14 protein-coding genes are annotated in these 17,124 nt (G+C 36.7%); 12 read left to right on the top strand and 2 right to left on the bottom strand.

Annotated elements, in window-relative coordinates; genetic code table 11:
• Positions 1 to 126: 126 nt before the first annotated feature.
• Positions 127 to 387, bottom strand: coding sequence for a phage holin family protein (locus EM808_RS23335; protein WP_225314779.1), 261 nt, complete (start codon positions 385 to 387; stop codon positions 127 to 129).
• 177 nt (positions 388 to 564) lie between these two features.
• Between EM808_RS23335 and EM808_RS23330 the strand changes: the two genes are divergently transcribed.
• The 9 genes from EM808_RS23330 to EM808_RS23290 all read left to right on the top strand — a co-directional run bounded on the left by EM808_RS23330 (position 565) and on the right by EM808_RS23290 (position 9,304).
• On the top strand, positions 565 to 783 hold the full coding sequence (locus EM808_RS23330; protein ID WP_127741331.1) for a DUF1659 domain-containing protein: 219 nt from the start codon (positions 565 to 567) through the stop codon (positions 781 to 783).
• A 30-nt stretch (positions 784 to 813) separates the two neighbouring features.
• Positions 814 to 1,029, top strand: coding sequence for a DUF2922 domain-containing protein (locus EM808_RS23325; protein WP_127741329.1), 216 nt, complete (start codon positions 814 to 816; stop codon positions 1,027 to 1,029).
• 76 nt (positions 1,030 to 1,105) lie between these two features.
• On the top strand, positions 1,106 to 1,243 hold the full coding sequence (locus EM808_RS23320; RefSeq protein WP_127741327.1) for a YvrJ family protein: 138 nt from the start codon (positions 1,106 to 1,108) through the stop codon (positions 1,241 to 1,243).
• A 208-nt stretch (positions 1,244 to 1,451) separates the two neighbouring features.
• Positions 1,452 to 1,652 carry a cold-shock protein CspD gene (gene cspD, locus EM808_RS23315; RefSeq protein WP_127741325.1) on the top strand — a complete coding sequence of 67 codons (201 nt, stop codon included), beginning with the start codon at positions 1,452 to 1,454 and terminating at the stop codon, positions 1,650 to 1,652.
• A 184-nt stretch (positions 1,653 to 1,836) separates the two neighbouring features.
• Positions 1,837 to 2,982: an exonuclease SbcCD subunit D gene (locus EM808_RS23310; protein WP_127741323.1), complete on the top strand. Its 1,146-nt coding sequence runs from the start codon at positions 1,837 to 1,839 to the stop codon at positions 2,980 to 2,982.
• On the top strand, positions 2,979 to 6,116 hold the full coding sequence (locus EM808_RS23305) for an AAA family ATPase (protein ID WP_127741321.1): 3,138 nt from the start codon (positions 2,979 to 2,981) through the stop codon (positions 6,114 to 6,116). Before EM808_RS23310 ends, EM808_RS23305 begins: the two co-directional genes overlap by 4 nt.
• A gap of 274 nt (positions 6,117 to 6,390) precedes the next feature.
• Complete coding sequence (locus EM808_RS23300; RefSeq protein ID WP_127741319.1) at positions 6,391 to 7,344, top strand: C40 family peptidase; 954 nt, start codon at positions 6,391 to 6,393, stop codon at positions 7,342 to 7,344.
• Positions 7,345 to 7,743: 399 nt separating this feature from the next.
• Positions 7,744 to 8,688, top strand: coding sequence for a response regulator (locus tag EM808_RS23295; protein ID WP_127741317.1), 945 nt, complete (start codon positions 7,744 to 7,746; stop codon positions 8,686 to 8,688).
• Between the two features lie 61 nt (positions 8,689 to 8,749).
• Entirely contained in the window at positions 8,750 to 9,304 is a 555-nt protein-coding gene (locus EM808_RS23290; RefSeq protein ID WP_205685893.1) for a M15 family metallopeptidase, read from the top strand.
• Positions 9,305 to 9,353: 49 nt separating this feature from the next.
• Here the strand turns inward: EM808_RS23290 and EM808_RS23285 are convergent, their stop codons facing one another.
• A complete protein-coding gene (locus EM808_RS23285; RefSeq protein ID WP_127741315.1) occupies positions 9,354 to 10,403 on the bottom strand; it encodes a M42 family metallopeptidase in 1,050 nt (349 codons plus the stop codon).
• Between the two features lie 478 nt (positions 10,404 to 10,881).
• Here EM808_RS23285 and EM808_RS23280 point away from each other — a divergent pair, with 478 nt between their 5' ends.
• The 3 genes from EM808_RS23280 to helD all read left to right on the top strand — a co-directional run bounded on the left by EM808_RS23280 (position 10,882) and on the right by helD (position 17,007).
• Positions 10,882 to 12,846: an LTA synthase family protein gene (locus EM808_RS23280; protein WP_127741429.1), complete on the top strand. Its 1,965-nt coding sequence runs from the start codon at positions 10,882 to 10,884 to the stop codon at positions 12,844 to 12,846.
• Between the two features lie 387 nt (positions 12,847 to 13,233).
• Positions 13,234 to 14,487, top strand: a complete 1,254-nt coding sequence (locus EM808_RS23275) for an MFS transporter (RefSeq protein ID WP_127741313.1) — start codon at positions 13,234 to 13,236, stop codon at positions 14,485 to 14,487.
• Positions 14,488 to 14,688: 201 nt separating this feature from the next.
• Complete coding sequence (helD, locus tag EM808_RS23270; protein ID WP_127741311.1) at positions 14,689 to 17,007, top strand: RNA polymerase recycling motor HelD; 2,319 nt, start codon at positions 14,689 to 14,691, stop codon at positions 17,005 to 17,007.
• Positions 17,008 to 17,124 lie beyond the last annotated feature (117 nt).

The raw sequence follows: 17,124 nt of genomic DNA, 5'->3' as shown, positions 1-17,124 counted from the left end.
GTTTTATCGAAAAGGAAGGTTACCATAACCCTTGTTTTATAACCATGAATAATATAAAAAAGAAGGCTTGTGCTGCTTAAAGGTTTCCTAATAAGCACAAGGCTTCTTTTTCTTTAAAAATAATTATTATTTTTTAAAAGGCATATGCGCCATCATTTGATGTCCTAATACCGCGACTCCTGTAACTAAAATGCCGTTAATAATAGTTGATAGGTGAAAACCAGTGATCCAAGTACCGAGAATAATGGAAAATACCAGCAAAATCCAGATAATAAGCCAGTTTGGTATCAGAGGTGTTTGTTTTAGCGCATATCCTATCACCCATAGAACTGGTATAAAAATATAATAATTTTCATTAATATATGCCTTCAATAATTCCAATTCCATGTTGCTTCCCTCCGTTAGATCCTTTAATACTATATTCTATGAAATAGTGCTTTCATACGTATGTTCGCATACCTAAAGTAAGAGTGTATTTTAATATATATTTTCTTTTCCTTTCGTGTTTACCTGTCCATTATCTCTTTTCTTTTCTATATAGAAGGGGAAAGGAGGTGATGGGAAATGGCCCAATCATTATTGAAGGAGACTAGCATTAAGCTATATTTTCAAAATGGTGTGAAGGAAAATGGAGACCCGCAGCTTATCAGTAAAACCTTTAATCTAGTCAAGGCAACAGCTGCTCCAGACCAAATTATTCAAGCTGCAGATTCCATTGAATCAATCGTGAAATATCCTGTTCATTCTGTGACAAAGCATGAAAGCTATGATATTACGAGATAATCTTAGTTAAATAAATAGGAGGTGGACTAAATGACGAAAACACTGGAATTAACCTTTATTGCTGCAAACGGAAAACAATCCAAACTAACGTTTGGAGAGCCTTTAGAGCCAATTGACATGGAAACGATGAAAACAGCTATGGACACAATCATTGCTGCAGATGTTTTGACAACTGCTAATGGTGATTTAATTGCTGCTAAGGGTGTGCGTGTAATTGAACGAAATGTAACAGAATATGAACTATAAGCAGAAGGGGGGACAGTTTTTCTCTGCTGTCCCTTTTATTAATAAGTAGCTGAAAAAACTAAAAAGGAGTAATAATATGGCTGAATGGTTATCATTTATCAGCGAAGCAGGGTTTCCAATCGTCGTATGCTTGTATCTGTTATATCGGATTGAAACCAGGCTAGATCAGATGATTCTATCAATTGATAGTTTGCCAGATAGAATGAAGGGATAAAATATATAAAACTAATTATCTGAAAAATGAAAGGGTTTTCTATTGACAATAATAACTAAAAATGTTAAATTTACATTAACCGTTAGTTAACGTATTTAAGTGTTACTGCCTCTTTTCATAGTTTTAAAGATTGGCAATCGTAATAAGAATGCGGTATAAAATGGTAATTTTAAGTAAAGCTTTTTTTAGCTTATAGGAGGATATTTTCATGAACAACGGTAAAGTAAAATGGTTTAACGCAGAAAAAGGATTTGGATTTATCGAGCAAGAAGGCGGAAATGATGTATTTGTACATTATTCTGCAATTCAAACAGAAGGCTTCAAGTCTTTAGAAGAAGGACAAGAAGTTGAATTCGAAGTTGTTGAAGGCGCTCGTGGCCCACAAGCTTCTAATGTCGTTAAAAAATAATCGACCAACATAAATAAAAAGGGGATACCTATTAAATAGGTATCCCCTTTTGGCGTTTTTTGGAATCATCAAAACTAAACTCCATTCTATACATAATAGTTTGCTATAATGATAAATAGTCTCAATGCTTTTGTTGAAATAATAGACTTAATATATATATATTTTATTTTTTGAGGTGATAGATTTGAAATTTATTCATACCGCAGATTGGCATCTTGGAAAGCTAGTACATGGTCTTTATATGACAGAGGACCAAAGATATATGCTTAATCAATTCGTAGAACTTGTAAAAACAGAACAGCCAGATGCTGTTATCATTGCCGGAGATTTATATGACCGCTCCATTCCGCCAACAGATGCAGTGAACTTGCTTGATGAAATACTTTATACCATCAATGTAGAAATGAATATTCCAGTCCTTGCTGTATCAGGGAATCACGACAGTGCAGAAAGACTGTCATTCGGAAGCTCATGGTATAAACAAAATAAATTTTACTTAAATGGAAAAATAGAAAACAGTCTTACGCCAATTAATATGAATGGTGTTAACTTTTATTTAGTTCCTTATTGTGAGCCAGTAACGGTGAGAGAATTTCTTGGCGATTCATCCATCGTTAGTCATCATGATGCGATGAAAGCAATTGTTGGCAAAATAGAAGATAAGCTCAGTGTGAATGAGCCCAATATTTTAATCGGACATAGTTTTGTTCTTGGAGGAAAAACATCTGACTCCGAAAGAGTCCTGTCTGTTGGAGGTTCAGGCTGTGTAGGAGCAGAATTATTTGCACCTTTTGCTTATACCGCTTTAGGTCATCTTCATAGTCCTGATGCTATAAATCATCCTACCGTAAAGTATTCTGGCTCATTAATGAAATATTCCTTCTCAGAAGCAAAGCAACGAAAATCAGTATCGATTATTGAAGTAGATGAAAAAGGGTCTTTCTCGGAGCGATATCATTCCTTTACACCAAAAAAGGATATGAGAGAGCTTGAGGGATATATGGACGAGTTACTGGATCCAGCATTTTATAACAAGCAAAAAATAGACGACTATTTGAAAGTTACGATATTAGATGAGGGTGCAATTCTTGATCCTATACAGAAGCTGAGACAGGTTTATCCGAATGTGCTGCATCTGGAACGGAAACTGGAAAATATCGATAAGAAGAAAAAAACTTCCTTAGAAGAAAAAGATCATAAGCGCAAAACAGAATTGGATTTATTTATGTCCTTTTATGAGGAAATGACAACTGCTGATTTCACAGAGGAAAAACGAACAATAATTAGTAATGTTATCGACAAAGTCAGAAGGGAGGAGGCATTAAAATGAGACCGCTGAAATTAACGATGCAAGCATTTGGCCCATATGCTAAGACAGAAACAATTGATTTTACAAAGCTAGGAACTCGGACAATGTTTGTGATTTCTGGTAAAACAGGAGCAGGTAAAACGACGATTTTTGATGGAATCAGCTATGCGATATATGGAAAAGCAAGTGGAGAAGACAGAAATGGACCTGAGCTGAGAAGTCAGTTTGCGGCAGATTCCTTATTAACAGAGGTTAGTCTTGATTTCAAGTTAAGAGACAAGCGCTATCTAATTACAAGATCGCCGCAGCAAGACAAAAAGAAAGAAAGAGGCGATGGTTTCACTACAATCGGTGCGAAAGCAGAGCTGTATGTTTATGATGGAAACGGAGAATTAAAAAACATCGCTTCCTCGATAAGAGAAGTGGAAGAAAAAATTAAAGAGATTATGCAAATAGACAGTAATCAATTTAGGCAAATTCTTATGATTCCCCAAGGTGAATTTAGAAAGCTTTTGACTTCTGACAGTAAGGAGAAGGAAGCAATTCTCCAGAAGCTCTTCCACACAGAAATATATAAATACATGGAAGATAAGCTTAAGGACAAATCATCAGAGCTGAAGAGAAATGTGGAACAGCAGCTGTTGATGAGAAAATCTGCTTTAGCCAATATCTCCAGTGTATTTGTCGAGGAGCTTTACAGCCTGATAATAGAAGGAAATGATAACGATGTTGTTCTTTTGCCTTTGCTTAAAAAAGAAATCGAGATGATGGCCCAAAAAACAAAAGAGTTAAAGGCAGAGCTTGAAAAAAAGAATAAGGACCGAGATGACCTTAATAATAAAGTGTTTGAGGCTGAGGCTGTATTAAAGCAAATGAAGCTGAAGAACGATCTGAAGCTGCAAAAGGATAGGCTTGAGGAACAGCGTGAAATGGTGAATGCAAATGAAAAAGCAGCATTGCTCGCCCAAAAAGCGGCAATGCTCACACAGCAGGAGGAAATATGCCATCACTTGAAGAAGCAGCTGGACAAATGCGAGCAGGAAAAAACGCAAATAGCTGCAATGTTGGAAAAAATCGCGAAAAACATGATAGAAGCTGAAAAGGCTTTTCAACGTGAAGCAGATAAGGAGCTTGAAAGAAAAGAGCTATCCGACTATATTTCCTTTTTGAAAACTATTCAAAAAGATGTTGAACAGTTTGCCATGCTTGAGGCTGCTGTTGCGAAAACTTCTGCGCAAATAATGGAGCAGGAAGCAAACAAGCAATCAATTTTGAAAAACAAGGAGCAGCACGAAAAGGATTTGCGGCGATATAAGGAAATCAGACAGGAGCTTGAAAGCAGCAAAATCACCTTACTAGAAAACAAGGGACTTTTGGCAGATAAAAAGCATGTGCTGGAAAAGCTGGATAAACAGATTTCAATCGAAACAAGATTAGCAGAACAAACAAAAATAGCTGGTAAGAAAAAGGAACTTTCAGCAAATATTCTTGCCCGATTTGAGGATGCAAAATCTTTAGTGGAAAAGCTTGAAAACGATTGGTTTACTGGACAGTCCTACCATTTATCCTTAAGCCTGGAACAAGACGCACCATGTCCTGTTTGCGGCAGTAAACATCACCCAGCTCCTGCAAGCAGTAACAATGTTAATATCCCCTCACAGGAAGATATTAAAAGCGCTAAAGGTGATGCAGCTACCATTGAGAAGCAAAAGACTGCTGCAGAAACAGAATTAGTTCAAATAAATTCGCAAATAAGCTTTTTAGCAGAACAACTGGAATTAGGCAGTAAAGAGCTGCAATCCATAAGAGCAGATGCCGCCAATTGGTCTGCTGTTGAGATGAAGCAAGTAGTTGCTCGTGAGGTAGAGGAGCTTGAGCAGGTACAGCGAAGCCTTGGAGAGGCTGCGAGCAGGCTTGAAAGGTTGGATAAAGCAACAGTTGAATTGCAACAAGCAATTGAATCAAACAATGGCCAACTTGAAAAAGCAATAGAAGAAAGCCATCATTTAATTCTCAAAAAGACAGAATTGGAATCAGCGCTTAACACGAAGAAGAATGCTGTTCCAGAAAATCTCCGACATACTGAAAGCTTTAAACGGGAGTTCGCTGCATCCAAGTCGAAATTTGCAACGTTGGAGGAATTGTATAGCAAATCACAGGCAGCACTCCAAGAACTAAAGACGAAACAGCAGAAGGAACTTGGTGTAATGGAAAGCCTAGAAAAACAGCATACGGATATTGCTGCAAATCTGCAAACAGAACGGAAAATTTTCTTGGAAAAAATGACAAGTGAGGGCTTTGCCACATATGGACAATTTCATCAAGCAAAGCTTCCTGCTGGCGAAATTGAAGCACTGCAAAACAGCATTCAGCAATATAAAGAACAATATCGGTCTATTTCTGATCGATTTAGTGACTTAGAGGAAATACTTCGAGACGTTAAGACGCCAGATATGGAATCATTATTAGCACAAAGAAAAGTATTTGATGAAGAAATTGCTGTTATGCAGCAGGAGCATACGAACCTCCTGATTAAGGAAAAGGACAATAAAGAAATAATGGCTAAGGTAAAGAAAATTAACAGTGATATGAAAGAGCTCGAGGAAAGCTATAAGCTTATTGGCCATTTATACGACATTACTAGAGGTCAAAACACGTATAGAATGACGTTTGAAAGATATGTCTTAGCAGCATTTTTAGATGATATTTTACAGGAAGCTAACAGCAGGCTTGTGAAGATGACAAGTGGAAGATATAAGCTCATTAGAAAAAAAGACCGCTCTAAGGGAAATGTGCAAAGTGGATTGGAGCTGCTTGTCTTTGACCAATATACTGGCCAAGAAAGACATGTGAAAACATTATCTGGTGGAGAAAGCTTTAAAGCTGCCTTGTCATTGGCATTAGGCTTAGCAGATGTGGTTCAGTCATATGCCGGCGGAGTTTCATTAGAAACGATGTTCATTGATGAAGGCTTTGGTACATTGGATCCTGAATCATTGGATCAAGCAATTGAAACATTAATGGAAATACAAAGTACAGGCAGATTGGTCGGAATTATTTCACATGTTCCTGAATTAAAGGAAAGAATTGATGTGCAATTAGAAGTAATATCAGGTCAAAACGGCAGTACGACTCAATTTCATCATTTATTTTAATAGATTGTAATCCTTTTGGACCATTGTGTTTAAAAGGATTACTTTTTTTGTTTGTCGCTTCCATTCTTATATATGGAAACAGATGATTGTTATGGAAAAAAACTAGGATAATTCTACTGTATTTAATAGGTATTTATGCGTGAATAAAGTCTTTTGGTTTTCAAAAGGAAAAATAGACCAAATCATCCAGCTTTTATGCATAGGAATCTAGTAAGCTAGTTATTAGAATAAGAGTCAGAGACAGTACAACACACACAAAGGAGAATGCCACTACATGAAAAAACAGCTGCTTACTGTTTGTGCAACAGCGACGATTATTTTTGCCGGATTTCAGACAACTGCAAGTGCTCACGAGAAGAAGTACGTTGTAAAATCAGGTGATACATTAACGAAGATTTCTGCTGCCAATAATATTTCAGTTGCCAATCTTACGGCGTATAATAAATTGAGTAATACAGTGATTAAGGTAGGACAAGAATTAACATTGCTTCCTGCGCATATCCATTATACAGTCAAGAGTGGAGATGCTTTGTCGAAAATTGCGGTAGCCTATAATACAACTACTGCGAAAATTAAAGAATGGAACAGTTTAACGAGTGATACAATTAAAGTTGGTCAATCGTTGATGATTGTTACATCGAATGGTTCACAAAGCACGGCTTCAACTTCAACTACGGCTTCAACTACTGCAACCTACAAAGTAGTAAGCGGCGATTCTTTATGGTCTATTTCATTAAAGTTTAACATTACAGTAGACCAGTTAAAGACATGGAATAAAATGACCACTAATACAATCTTCGTTGGACAAGTCCTGAATGTAAAAGCACCTGCTTCAGGTGGTACGACTGCTGCACCAACGCAAAATAAATCTTCTCAAGCATCTGCTTTGATTGCAGAAGCACAAAAGTATATTGGTGTTCCATATGTATGGGGCGGAAGTACACCAGCTGGATTTGACTGCAGTGGATTTATTAATTATTCCTATAGCAAAGTAGGCTTATCCATTTCAAGAACTGTTGCAACAATGTGGAGTTCTGGAACAGTAGTAGCTAAACCAGAAGTAGGAGATATTGTATTTTATGAAACAACATCAGGTCCTTCCCATGCAGGTATTTACATGGGGAATAATAAGTTTATTCATGCAGGATCATCGACAGGTGTTACAATTACGGATATGAGTAATTCCTATTGGAAAAGCCGTTATTTAGGCGCAAAATCATTCTTCTAATTTAATGAGAACTCCTTTCTATATCAGCATGCTTCATTGCACACGTTACCGACATTTTGCTAATAAAGAAAGAAGCTTTCAAAAGTAACATGGGTATGGGGCTTTTATCACGAAAGTGATATTTAGCACATGCCCTTTATTTATACCCTGTTATAATGAACAGGATGCAAGAATAACTACCCTCTGAATTGTGTGAAAAATAAAAAAATACCCAAAAAATGAAAATTTGTAGTACTATTTTGATAAAAAGCGACTTAAATGATTCCTTGCTTTGTAATAAGTTTGTGCTAGTGGAATAAGGAATATACAATTTAAGCGTTTATATGGGCTATTGGTTAGAAGTGCTGACAGCTGAAATTTCTAATCAATTTTTAGTAAAATGGAAAAAGGGGCATAATAATGAGATTTTTTTTAGTGGATGATGATGGGGCGGTTCGTTCTGTATTAAAGCATATCATCGAAGGTGAAAAGCTAGGAACGGTAGTTAGTGAAGCTGAGACAGGGTGTCAGGTAACAAGCAATGTTCTAAGCTTTTATGATATTGATATCGTCATCATGGATTTGCTGATGCCGGACAGTGATGGTATTGAAACAATAAAATCTTGGAATGGTGAGTTTAAAGGAAAGGTAATCATGCTTTCCCAGGTTGAAGCAAAAGAACTAATTGGTGCTGCATATACGGAAGGTATCGACTATTATGTAACAAAACCGATTAATAAAAAAGAACTGGTTGCCGTTATCCATAAGGTGATACAAACGATACAACTTGAAAAAACCGTAAATAATATCAGACGCTCCCTAAATGGGTTAATGGGCACACATAAGCAGGACATACAAAGCAATGGTGTTACTCAAGCAGGGGTGAAAATTGTCGAATCTGCTGAGTTTTTGTTGTCAGAACTTGGTATAATAGGAGAAAATGGCAGTAAAGATCTGCTGGAAATGGTGCAATACTTGTATGAACATGAAATAAATGATGGGTTTGATCTCCATTTTCCCTCATTGAAAGAGCTTTTTGAAAAGCTCTCCATCATGAGATTAGGAGAGACAGCTTCATCTCTAGAATTGAATCGAGAAACAAAAGCAAGTGAACAGCGTGTGAGAAGAGCCATCAACCAATCAATAACACATTGGGCAAACATTGGCTTGAGCGAGTCAACAAATGGAAAATTTGAAAACTACGCAACAAAGTTTTTTGACTTTTCGACGATAAGATGTAAAATGACGGAACTTCGTAATGAAGAATTCATATCACCAAAACAAGTTAAAATCCATACGAAAAAGTTTATTCAGGTTTTATACTTTGAAGCGAAAAAACTTGCTTCCTCAGAAATGTATAAATAAAAGTTAAAGTTACCGATCGGGCTTTTGCAAGTATATTATAGAAGAAATAGGGAGAGATTCATTGAAGAAGACACCAAAACGAAAGCGAAGGAATGTTGCTAGCTTCCTTCTAGTTTGTTTAATATTATCTATTTTTGTTATCGCTTATTGGAAAGAAGAGCAAAAAATCGACCTACAACAGGATACTCCGTTGCCTACAGAGCTAAATGAGACGGTTGCCAATAAACGAGATGAGCTGATAAGCTTAGCTGCCGATAAAGGTATTAATATAGTTATAACAGCAGATTTCAGAAGCTCAGAGGAACAGGATAAGCTATATGCGCAAGGCAGGACAGCATCTGGTGATGTTGTCACAAATGCAAAAGGCGGAGAATCTTATCACAATTATGGTCTCGCCATTGATTTTGCGCTTATGAATCTTAATGGGGAAGTTATTTGGGACATGGATTATGACGGAAATGGCAATGCAAAAAGTGATTGGTCGGAAGTTGTCGAAATGGCAAAGTCATTAGGATTTGAGTGGGGTGGAGATTGGAGAAGCTTTAAGGATTACCCCCATTTTCAAATGGATTTCGGGTTAAGTATTGAGGATCTCCAAAATGGTAAGCGCCCATAAAAAGAACAGCAGCAATCGTTAATTGCCGCTGTTTTTTTGTTGATAGAAATTAGGTAAGCATGTCACTCCATACATAGGCATAAATCAAGTTTGCAGTTGCTTCAATAGATGTGAAATGCGTTCTTTCATAAGCGTGAGAAGAATCAATTCCAGGGCCAATCAGACCATGGATAATATCATGACCAGATCTAATGGCAGCAGAAGCGTCTGAACCGTAATATGGATAGATATCAAGCTGATAAGGGATATTGTTATCGGCAGCAAGCTTAACGAGCTTTTTGCGTAAGCCAAGATGATAGGGACCGCTCGCATCCTTCACACAGATAGAAACAGTATATTCATCTGTGGATTGTCCATCTCCCATAGCCCCCATATCGACTGCTAAATATTCGACCGTTTCTTTTGGGATATTAGAATTTCCGCCATAGCCAATTTCTTCATTATTGGAAATAAGGAAATGTGTAGTATATGGAATTTGTTCACTTGAAGTCTTTAAGGCCTTCATCACTTCAAGCAGAATTGCAACGCTTGCTTTATCGTCTAAATGCCGTGATTTAATAAAGCCGGATTTAGTTAGTTCCACTCTTGGATAGAAGGAAACAAAGTCACCAACTGCAATACCAAGCTTCTTGACATCCTCTGCAGAAGCGACACGCTCATCAATGCGGACCTCCATATTTGCCTGATTTCTTTCAGCCTTACTTGCCTCTTTGTATACATGAACAGAAGCTTGATGAAGCAGAATTGTACCAGTATAAACGTCTCCGTTTGATGTTTCGATCAGGCAATTTTCTCCTTCAATACTGTTATGGGTAAAACCACCTATTAGGTCAAGGCGAAGTCTGCCGTTAGCTTTAATTTCCTTTACCATAGCTCCTAATGTATCAACATGGGCTGTCAGCATTCTTTGCTTTTCAGCGGTTTTGCCTGGAATTGTTGCAATAAGTCCGCCTTTATTATTCCTTCTTGTTTCAATTCCTTCTGCTGTTAATTGGTCTTCTATGTAGTTAATGATATTAACTGTGTTGCCTGAAGGGCTGCTGATGTTCAGTAAGCTCTCCAATGACTGCAAAAACTCAGTTTGCTTCAATTTAAGCATGCTCTATTCCTCCTGTTTGGTTTCACCATTATTATACTTGAAAAGAAAAGGGCAAACAAAGTTTGAGAAATTGGTCTCTTTAAATAAAAGAAATGGAGTTAATTTATATAAAGATTTTGATTCTTTTTACTTATAGTTTTTCACTAGCATTTTTTTTGTAATTATTGTAAGATGGGTTTAATTTGAAGAATTTATATGCTTTTTGTAAACACTATGTGGAGGTTATATGTGGAAATGGAGGCATAATTATTTATTTCTCTTTGAATCATCCTGTGGTATAATTTAAAACGTTATTTTGAAAGTAAAGGCAAAACACATCTTGATTATGGCGAATCTTGGCTTTTACTAAAACAGGAATTAAAAACAAAAAACTATAAAACTAAAAAATGGCTATGTGTGATAGCCAATGAAAAATCAGTTGGATTTTTTGCTAAAACTTGAATTGAGGTGAATTTGATTGAAAGGTACAGCAGAATTAATGAAGAAATTTTTCTCTAAACATTCTTCTTTCTTTTTAATCGCCATTATTTTATTTTGGATGAAAACGTATATTGCTTATAAGGTTGAGTTTAGTCTTGGAGTGGAAGGTGCACTTCAGCAATTCCTTCTGTTCTTAAACCCATTAAGCTCTGCCTTGTTCTTTATTGGACTTGCTTTGTTCATTAAAGGTAAGGCTCAATCGATTATGATTGTTGTCATAAGCGGAATCATGTCCGCATTGCTTTATGCCAATATCGTCTATTACCGCTTCTTTACAGACTTTATCACTGTTCCTGTTGTTATGCAGGTTAAGGTGAATGGCGGACAGCTTAGCGACAGTATAAACTCGCTAATGCGTTTTACTGATATTTTATACTTCCTTGATGTCATCGTACTAATAGTATTGCTGGCAACGAAGGTTTATAAACCTAAAGTGCAAAAAAATCGCAGAGCTGCTAAATCTGTATTCGCATTAGCAATCCTTGTGTTTATTATTAACCTTGGCCTTGCAGAAGCAGATCGTCCACAGCTTTTAAGCAGATCTTTTGACCGTAACTATTTGGTTAAATATTTGGGTGCATACAACTTCACAGTATATGATGTTGTGCAAAATGCTCGCTCTGAGAGCCAACGAGCTCTTGCTGACAGCAGTGACATTACAGAGGTTCAAAACTATATTAATGCCAATTTTGCAGAGCCGAATTCCGTTTATTATGGAAAGGCAGAAGGAAAAAATGTCGTTTATATCTCACTTGAATCACTGCAAAGCTTTATCATTAATTACAAGCTAAATGGTGAAGAGGTAACACCGTTTCTGAATTCTCTTGTAGGTAAGCAAGACACACTTTACTTCGAGAACTTCTTCCACCAAACAGGTCAGGGTAAAACATCTGACGCTGAATTTATGATGGATAATTCCTTGTACGGAATGTCACAAGGGTCTGTTTTTGTGAATAAAGCACAAAATACATTGCAATCTGCTCCAGCTATCCTGAAGACAAAGGGCTATGTGTCTGCAGCTTTTCATGGTAACTACAAGACATTCTGGAATAGAAACGAAATGTATAAATCAATTGGATATGATTATTTCTTTGATGCAGAGTACTATGACATGTCTGAAGAAAACACAAAGAACTACGGGATGAAGGATATTCCTTTCTTCAAGGAAAGTATGCCGTTATTGGAATCACTTCAACAGCCGTTTTATGCGAAGTTCATAACATTGTCTAACCACCATCCATTCGAAATGGATGAAGGGGATACGGATTTCCCTGCTGGTGACTTTGGAGATTCTGTTGTAAACGACTATTTCCAATCAGCGCATTATCTGGATGAGTCCATTAAGGAATTCTTCAGCTACTTGAAGGAATCAGGCCTGTATGACGACACAATGGTTGTAATGTATGGAGACCACTACGGAATTTCTGAAAACCACAATACGGCAATGGCGAAGGTAATGGGTGTTGATGAAATAACACCGTTAATGAATTCTCAATTGCAACGTGTTCCATTGTTTATCCATGTTCCTGGCATGGAAGGCAAGGTTGTCAGCGAGTACGGCGGTGACGTCGATGTTATGCCGACAGTTCTACATTTGTTAGGTGTTGATACGAAGGATTATCTGCAAATCGGATCTGATTTGCTGTCGAAAGATCATCGTGAAACAATTCCTTTCCGTAACGGAGATTATGTATCGCCGACAGTAACAAAAATCGGAGATAATTGCTATGATACAAACAATGGTGACCTGTTAGATGCTGCTCAATGTACAAAGCAGGCTGAAAATGCTGCTGCAGAGCTGCAAACATCTGATGCAATTGTAAGTAAAGATTTACTTCGATTCTATACACCAAAAGGATTCACACCAATTAATCGAGATGATTACAGCTATGTAAAAAACGGTGATGATTCCACAACAGATCCTGCAACAGATACAAAATCAGAAACAGAATCTGGCGAATAAAAAGAAGCTGCTTACCAATTCGGTAAGCAGCTTTTCTTTTGCCTGCAAAATGGCGGCCTACGTATTAAAATTTTACTAAGAAACGGCTATTGATGGCAGTGTAACAAAAAGGCACTAGCACCTCCAGTTAAAGCGTTCCTATCACGATAAATCCTTTCGTTTTCTTCCGTTTAATGGGCCTTTTTCTAAAACGAAATAAGCTTCTAAACTAAATTTTTGGCCAATTTTTTAGCGAAAAAAAGTACTGTAAATTTTCAAAAAAAAGCTTGTAACCGTTAATAGAAGGGAGTAATATTACTAATGGAAAAAAGTTCAGAATTCGAAATAATTTTCGTATTATTCCGTTAACAAAGAAAAAAAGAATATAAAAGGATGGATGATTAACAAATGGATGAGCATGAACAGGTAAATAGCGCTAATGAAAAATGGAGCATTAAGAATGGTGTATACACGACTTTAATTCTTAATATATCTAATAATTATTTTCCTCTTTTCGCTATAAGTGTTCTTGGTGTTTCAAATTATGAGCTCGGCTTGATTGGATCATTGCCTCAATTTGTTGGGATGTTTGCAATGATTATCGGTTCCATTATTATGAATAAGCTTCAAAGTAAAAAGATGTTTACGGTGTATTCTTTTCTGATGGCAAGAATATTTTTACTTGCCATGGCGCTTGTCGTTTTTCTGCCTGATTCCATACAAAGCTGGACTTTCATATTGCTTGTGGCACTGATGAATTTACCATTTTCCTTTGCCAATCTAAGCTGGCAAGCATTGATTGCAGATATCGTTTCGGAGCAGAGAAGAAATGTGTTTTTTAGTACACGTAATAAAGTAATGACCGTTGTAGCAATGATTTCAACCTTTATTGTCGGTTTATTCCTGCAGCTATTTGATGCAGGCAATCCATTGCCATACCAGCTGTTATTTATAGCTGCTTTTGTATGTGGTTTATTAGAAATAACCTACTTGAAAAAACATGTTGAACCGAAAAAGAAAAGAGTGGCAGCTGCTAATAATTCATTGTTCGGCTTGTCTGTTTTTAAGCATAAACCTTTTTTATATTTTCTTTTATGCAGTCTGTTTTTTAATTTTGCTTGGCAAATGTGCTGGTCACTGTTCAGTATTTATCAAATCAAGTACGCTGGAGCAACAGGATTATGGGTAAGTCTTTTTGCGGTCGCCAATTCAATTGGACAAATTGTCAGCTTTAAATGGTGGGGAAGGATGGCAGAAAAGCATAGCCATTCTAAAATGCTTGTTCTTGTTTCGATAGGAATGGCAACTACTCCATTTATGACCGTGCTGTCGACTAACCTGCCGTATATTGTCGCTGTCAATTTGTTGGCAGGCTTGTTCGTGTCAGGAACTGTTTTGTTATTGTTCAATCAGCTGCTAGACAGTACAAAAGAGGAAACCAGAAGTCAAAGCATCTCTAATTACAATATCCTGTTGGCACTCGTCGCTTTTGCGGCACCACAGTTCGGTGTTGTTTTGCTGGAAATGACGAATATATACAGTGCCATGAATATTTCCTCTGTTATGCGAGCATTAAGTGGTGTATTTTTCTTTGCTTACTACGTATACTTAAAAAGGAAGGATACCCTTCTGTTGAAAAGAAAAGTGGCAAAGATCGGATAAGGTATTGTCATTTTTATGAAACATAAAAAATCCCATGCTAATAAGGCATGGGATGATTTTATAGATATGTAATAGCATTTATGGTATACTTGAAAAGTTATAAATAATAACGATCGTAAATTATTTATAATAACCTAACATTATACTATCATAAAAATTCCTGCTTGTCAAATAGTAACGTACAAGGAGTGGTAAAAAAACATGAGCAAAAAGGACATAGAAGAGATTTCAAAAGAACAGCAAAGAGCTGATATGGTAATACATGAAATCGGCAAAAAAATAGATAAATTAGAAGGGAATAAAAAAGATGTTGGCGGTGATGCAGGACATCTTCGTGAAACCTTCTGGGAAGACGTAACAGTTAACTTTGATGAACCAGATGATGTGCTAGAAACGCATATAAGTCTCAGACAGCAGGCAGAGCTATTAGGCGAACGTGAGCGGAGCATCGGTCAAATACATAAACAGTTAAAAACATTAGAGAAATTAAAGTATTCACCGTATTTTGGAAGAATTGATTTTAAGGAAGATCAGGAGGATGCAGAAGCAATTTATATTGGGATTACCTCCTTTATGGATCAAAATGATGAAAATTTCTATATTTATGATTGGAGAGCACCTATCTCAAGTGTTTATTATGACTATTCACCAGGTGCTGCCTCCTATAAGACACCTGAAGGAAAAATCGACGGTGAACTTCAGCTAAAAAGGCAATTTCTAATCAGAGATGGGAAAATCCTTAACCTCTTTGATACAGGTGTTACAATCGGTGATGAATTGCTGCTTGAGGTGCTTGGCACAAATGCTAGTTCCATGATGAAAAGCATTGTAGCGACAATTCAAAAAGAACAGAATAGAATCATTCGAAATGAAACAAGTAAATATTTAATTGTTCAGGGCGTGGCAGGCAGTGGAAAAACCTCTGCTGCACTGCAAAGGGTCGCATTTTTGCTTTACAGACATCGTGATACGCTTAAATCTGATAACATTATGCTCTTCTCCCCAAATCCATTATTTAACAGCTATGTATCAACAGTGCTGCCTGAGCTTGGGGAAGAGAATATGCAGCAGACAACATGGCATGAATACATTCTTAATAGGGTCGGAAAATCATTTGATGTAGAAGATCCTTTTACACAGTTAGAAGCACTGCTTTCTGATGAGAATGAACAAAGCAGTAAGCTTCGACTTGCAGGTATTCAATATAAAAGCAGCCTTCCTTTCAAGCAGCATCTGGATGAATACATGCAGGGGTTATCAAAAGATGGTATGGTTTTTAAAAATATCACCTTCCGTAAGAAGGTCCTGATTTCGAAAGAGGAATTAGCGAGGAAATTTTATGAGCTGGATGACCATGTCACCATTCCAAATCGCATGCAGAGTTTAAAGGATTGGGCGCAATCAGAGATGAGAAAGCATGCTAAAGCTGAAAGAAAACAGTCCTGGGTCGATGAAGAAATGATGCTGCTTGATAAGGAAGATTATTTAAGTGCCTATAAAGCAGCCCAGAAAAATAACCGTGATGATGATGAATTTTCTTACTTTGATAAGGAAGAAGTTGTTCTTCGAAAGGTTATTGTGAATAAGCGATTCAAATCTATTTATAAGGGCATAAAGAATTTGCGATTTATTGATTATGGACAAATATACAAAAATGCCTTTGACAAAAGATCAGATGATCTGTCAGATGATGAGTGGACCAGCATAGTGAATACGACTATTGTAAATCTTGAACAGGGGATTTTATGGAATGAGGATGCGACAGCATTTGCTTATTTAAAGGATATGCTGGAAGGCAAAAAAGCAAATACAGGTATTAGGCAAGTATTCATAGATGAGGCACAGGATTATTCAGCATTCCAAATAAGCTATATAAAGCAGCTTTTCCCATACAGCAAAATGACTTTTTTAGGTGATTTAAATCAAGCTATCTTTGCACATGGTAATGATGAGTTCTTAAGAGATGGAACGGATGAAGATGTGGAGAAGATAACCTTAACCAAAAGCTATCGTTCCACAAGTGAAATTATTGAATTTACTAGAAGCATGGCGCATAATGGGGATGAAATAGAGCCGTTTAACCGTCATGGAAATAAGCCGTTGGTTATTGAAGTACCTAATAAAAAAACGATTTTGGCACATATTGAAGGGGATTTGCAGCACTTAAAAGAAGAAGGTAATAAAACCATCGCCATTATATGCAAAACACAAAAGGAAAGCATGGAAGTGTATGAATCTTTAAAAGGATCTGGTGGTGTCCGTTTATTGGAGAAGGGAACAATCTCTTATGAAAAGGGAATTTCAGTCGTTCCCGCCTATTTAGCAAAGGGGATTGAATTCGACGCTGTTATTTTATATAATAGCTCGGTTTATGTGAATGAAATGGAGAAGGAGCTTTTCTACACGGCATGCACAAGAGCGATGCATGAGCTTTACGTTTATAGGGAAGAAAATATACCTAATCCGTTCTTAGATAATATTGATAAAGAAGCATTTAGGTTGAAAAAAATATCAAATTAACATTTTTTGCTGCTTGGCTACAATTGCCGGCAGCTTTTTTTATTACTTTTGTACATATTATTGAAATTTATTAATAAATATTGTAATATTACACATTATGTACAAAATTATCATAAG

Source organism: Niallia taxi, from assembly GCF_004005475.1.
Lineage (GTDB): Bacteria > Bacillota > Bacilli > Bacillales > Cytobacillaceae > Niallia > Niallia taxi.
The sequence above is the reverse complement of the archived record's forward strand: the minus strand, read 5'-3'. Positions and strand labels throughout refer to the sequence as shown.

Coding starts and splice junctions, on each gene's coding strand:
- EM808_RS23295 (WP_127741317.1), top strand. CDS start 7,744: ATGAGATTTTTTTTAGTGGATGATGATGGGGCGGTTCGTTCTGTATTA.
- EM808_RS23320 (WP_127741327.1), top strand. CDS start 1,106: ATGGCTGAATGGTTATCATTTATCAGCGAAGCAGGGTTTCCAATCGTC.
- EM808_RS23335 (WP_225314779.1), bottom strand. CDS start 387: ATGGAATTGGAATTATTGAAGGCATATATTAATGAAAATTATTATATT.
- helD (WP_127741311.1), top strand. CDS start 14,689: ATGAGCAAAAAGGACATAGAAGAGATTTCAAAAGAACAGCAAAGAGCT.
- EM808_RS23275 (WP_127741313.1), top strand. CDS start 13,234: ATGGATGAGCATGAACAGGTAAATAGCGCTAATGAAAAATGGAGCATT.
- cspD (WP_127741325.1), top strand. CDS start 1,452: ATGAACAACGGTAAAGTAAAATGGTTTAACGCAGAAAAAGGATTTGGA.
- EM808_RS23300 (WP_127741319.1), top strand. CDS start 6,391: ATGAAAAAACAGCTGCTTACTGTTTGTGCAACAGCGACGATTATTTTT.
- EM808_RS23285 (WP_127741315.1), bottom strand. CDS start 10,403: ATGCTTAAATTGAAGCAAACTGAGTTTTTGCAGTCATTGGAGAGCTTA.
- EM808_RS23305 (WP_127741321.1), top strand. CDS start 2,979: ATGAGACCGCTGAAATTAACGATGCAAGCATTTGGCCCATATGCTAAG.
- EM808_RS23325 (WP_127741329.1), top strand. CDS start 814: ATGACGAAAACACTGGAATTAACCTTTATTGCTGCAAACGGAAAACAA.
- EM808_RS23330 (WP_127741331.1), top strand. CDS start 565: ATGGCCCAATCATTATTGAAGGAGACTAGCATTAAGCTATATTTTCAA.
- EM808_RS23280 (WP_127741429.1), top strand. CDS start 10,882: ATGAAGAAATTTTTCTCTAAACATTCTTCTTTCTTTTTAATCGCCATT.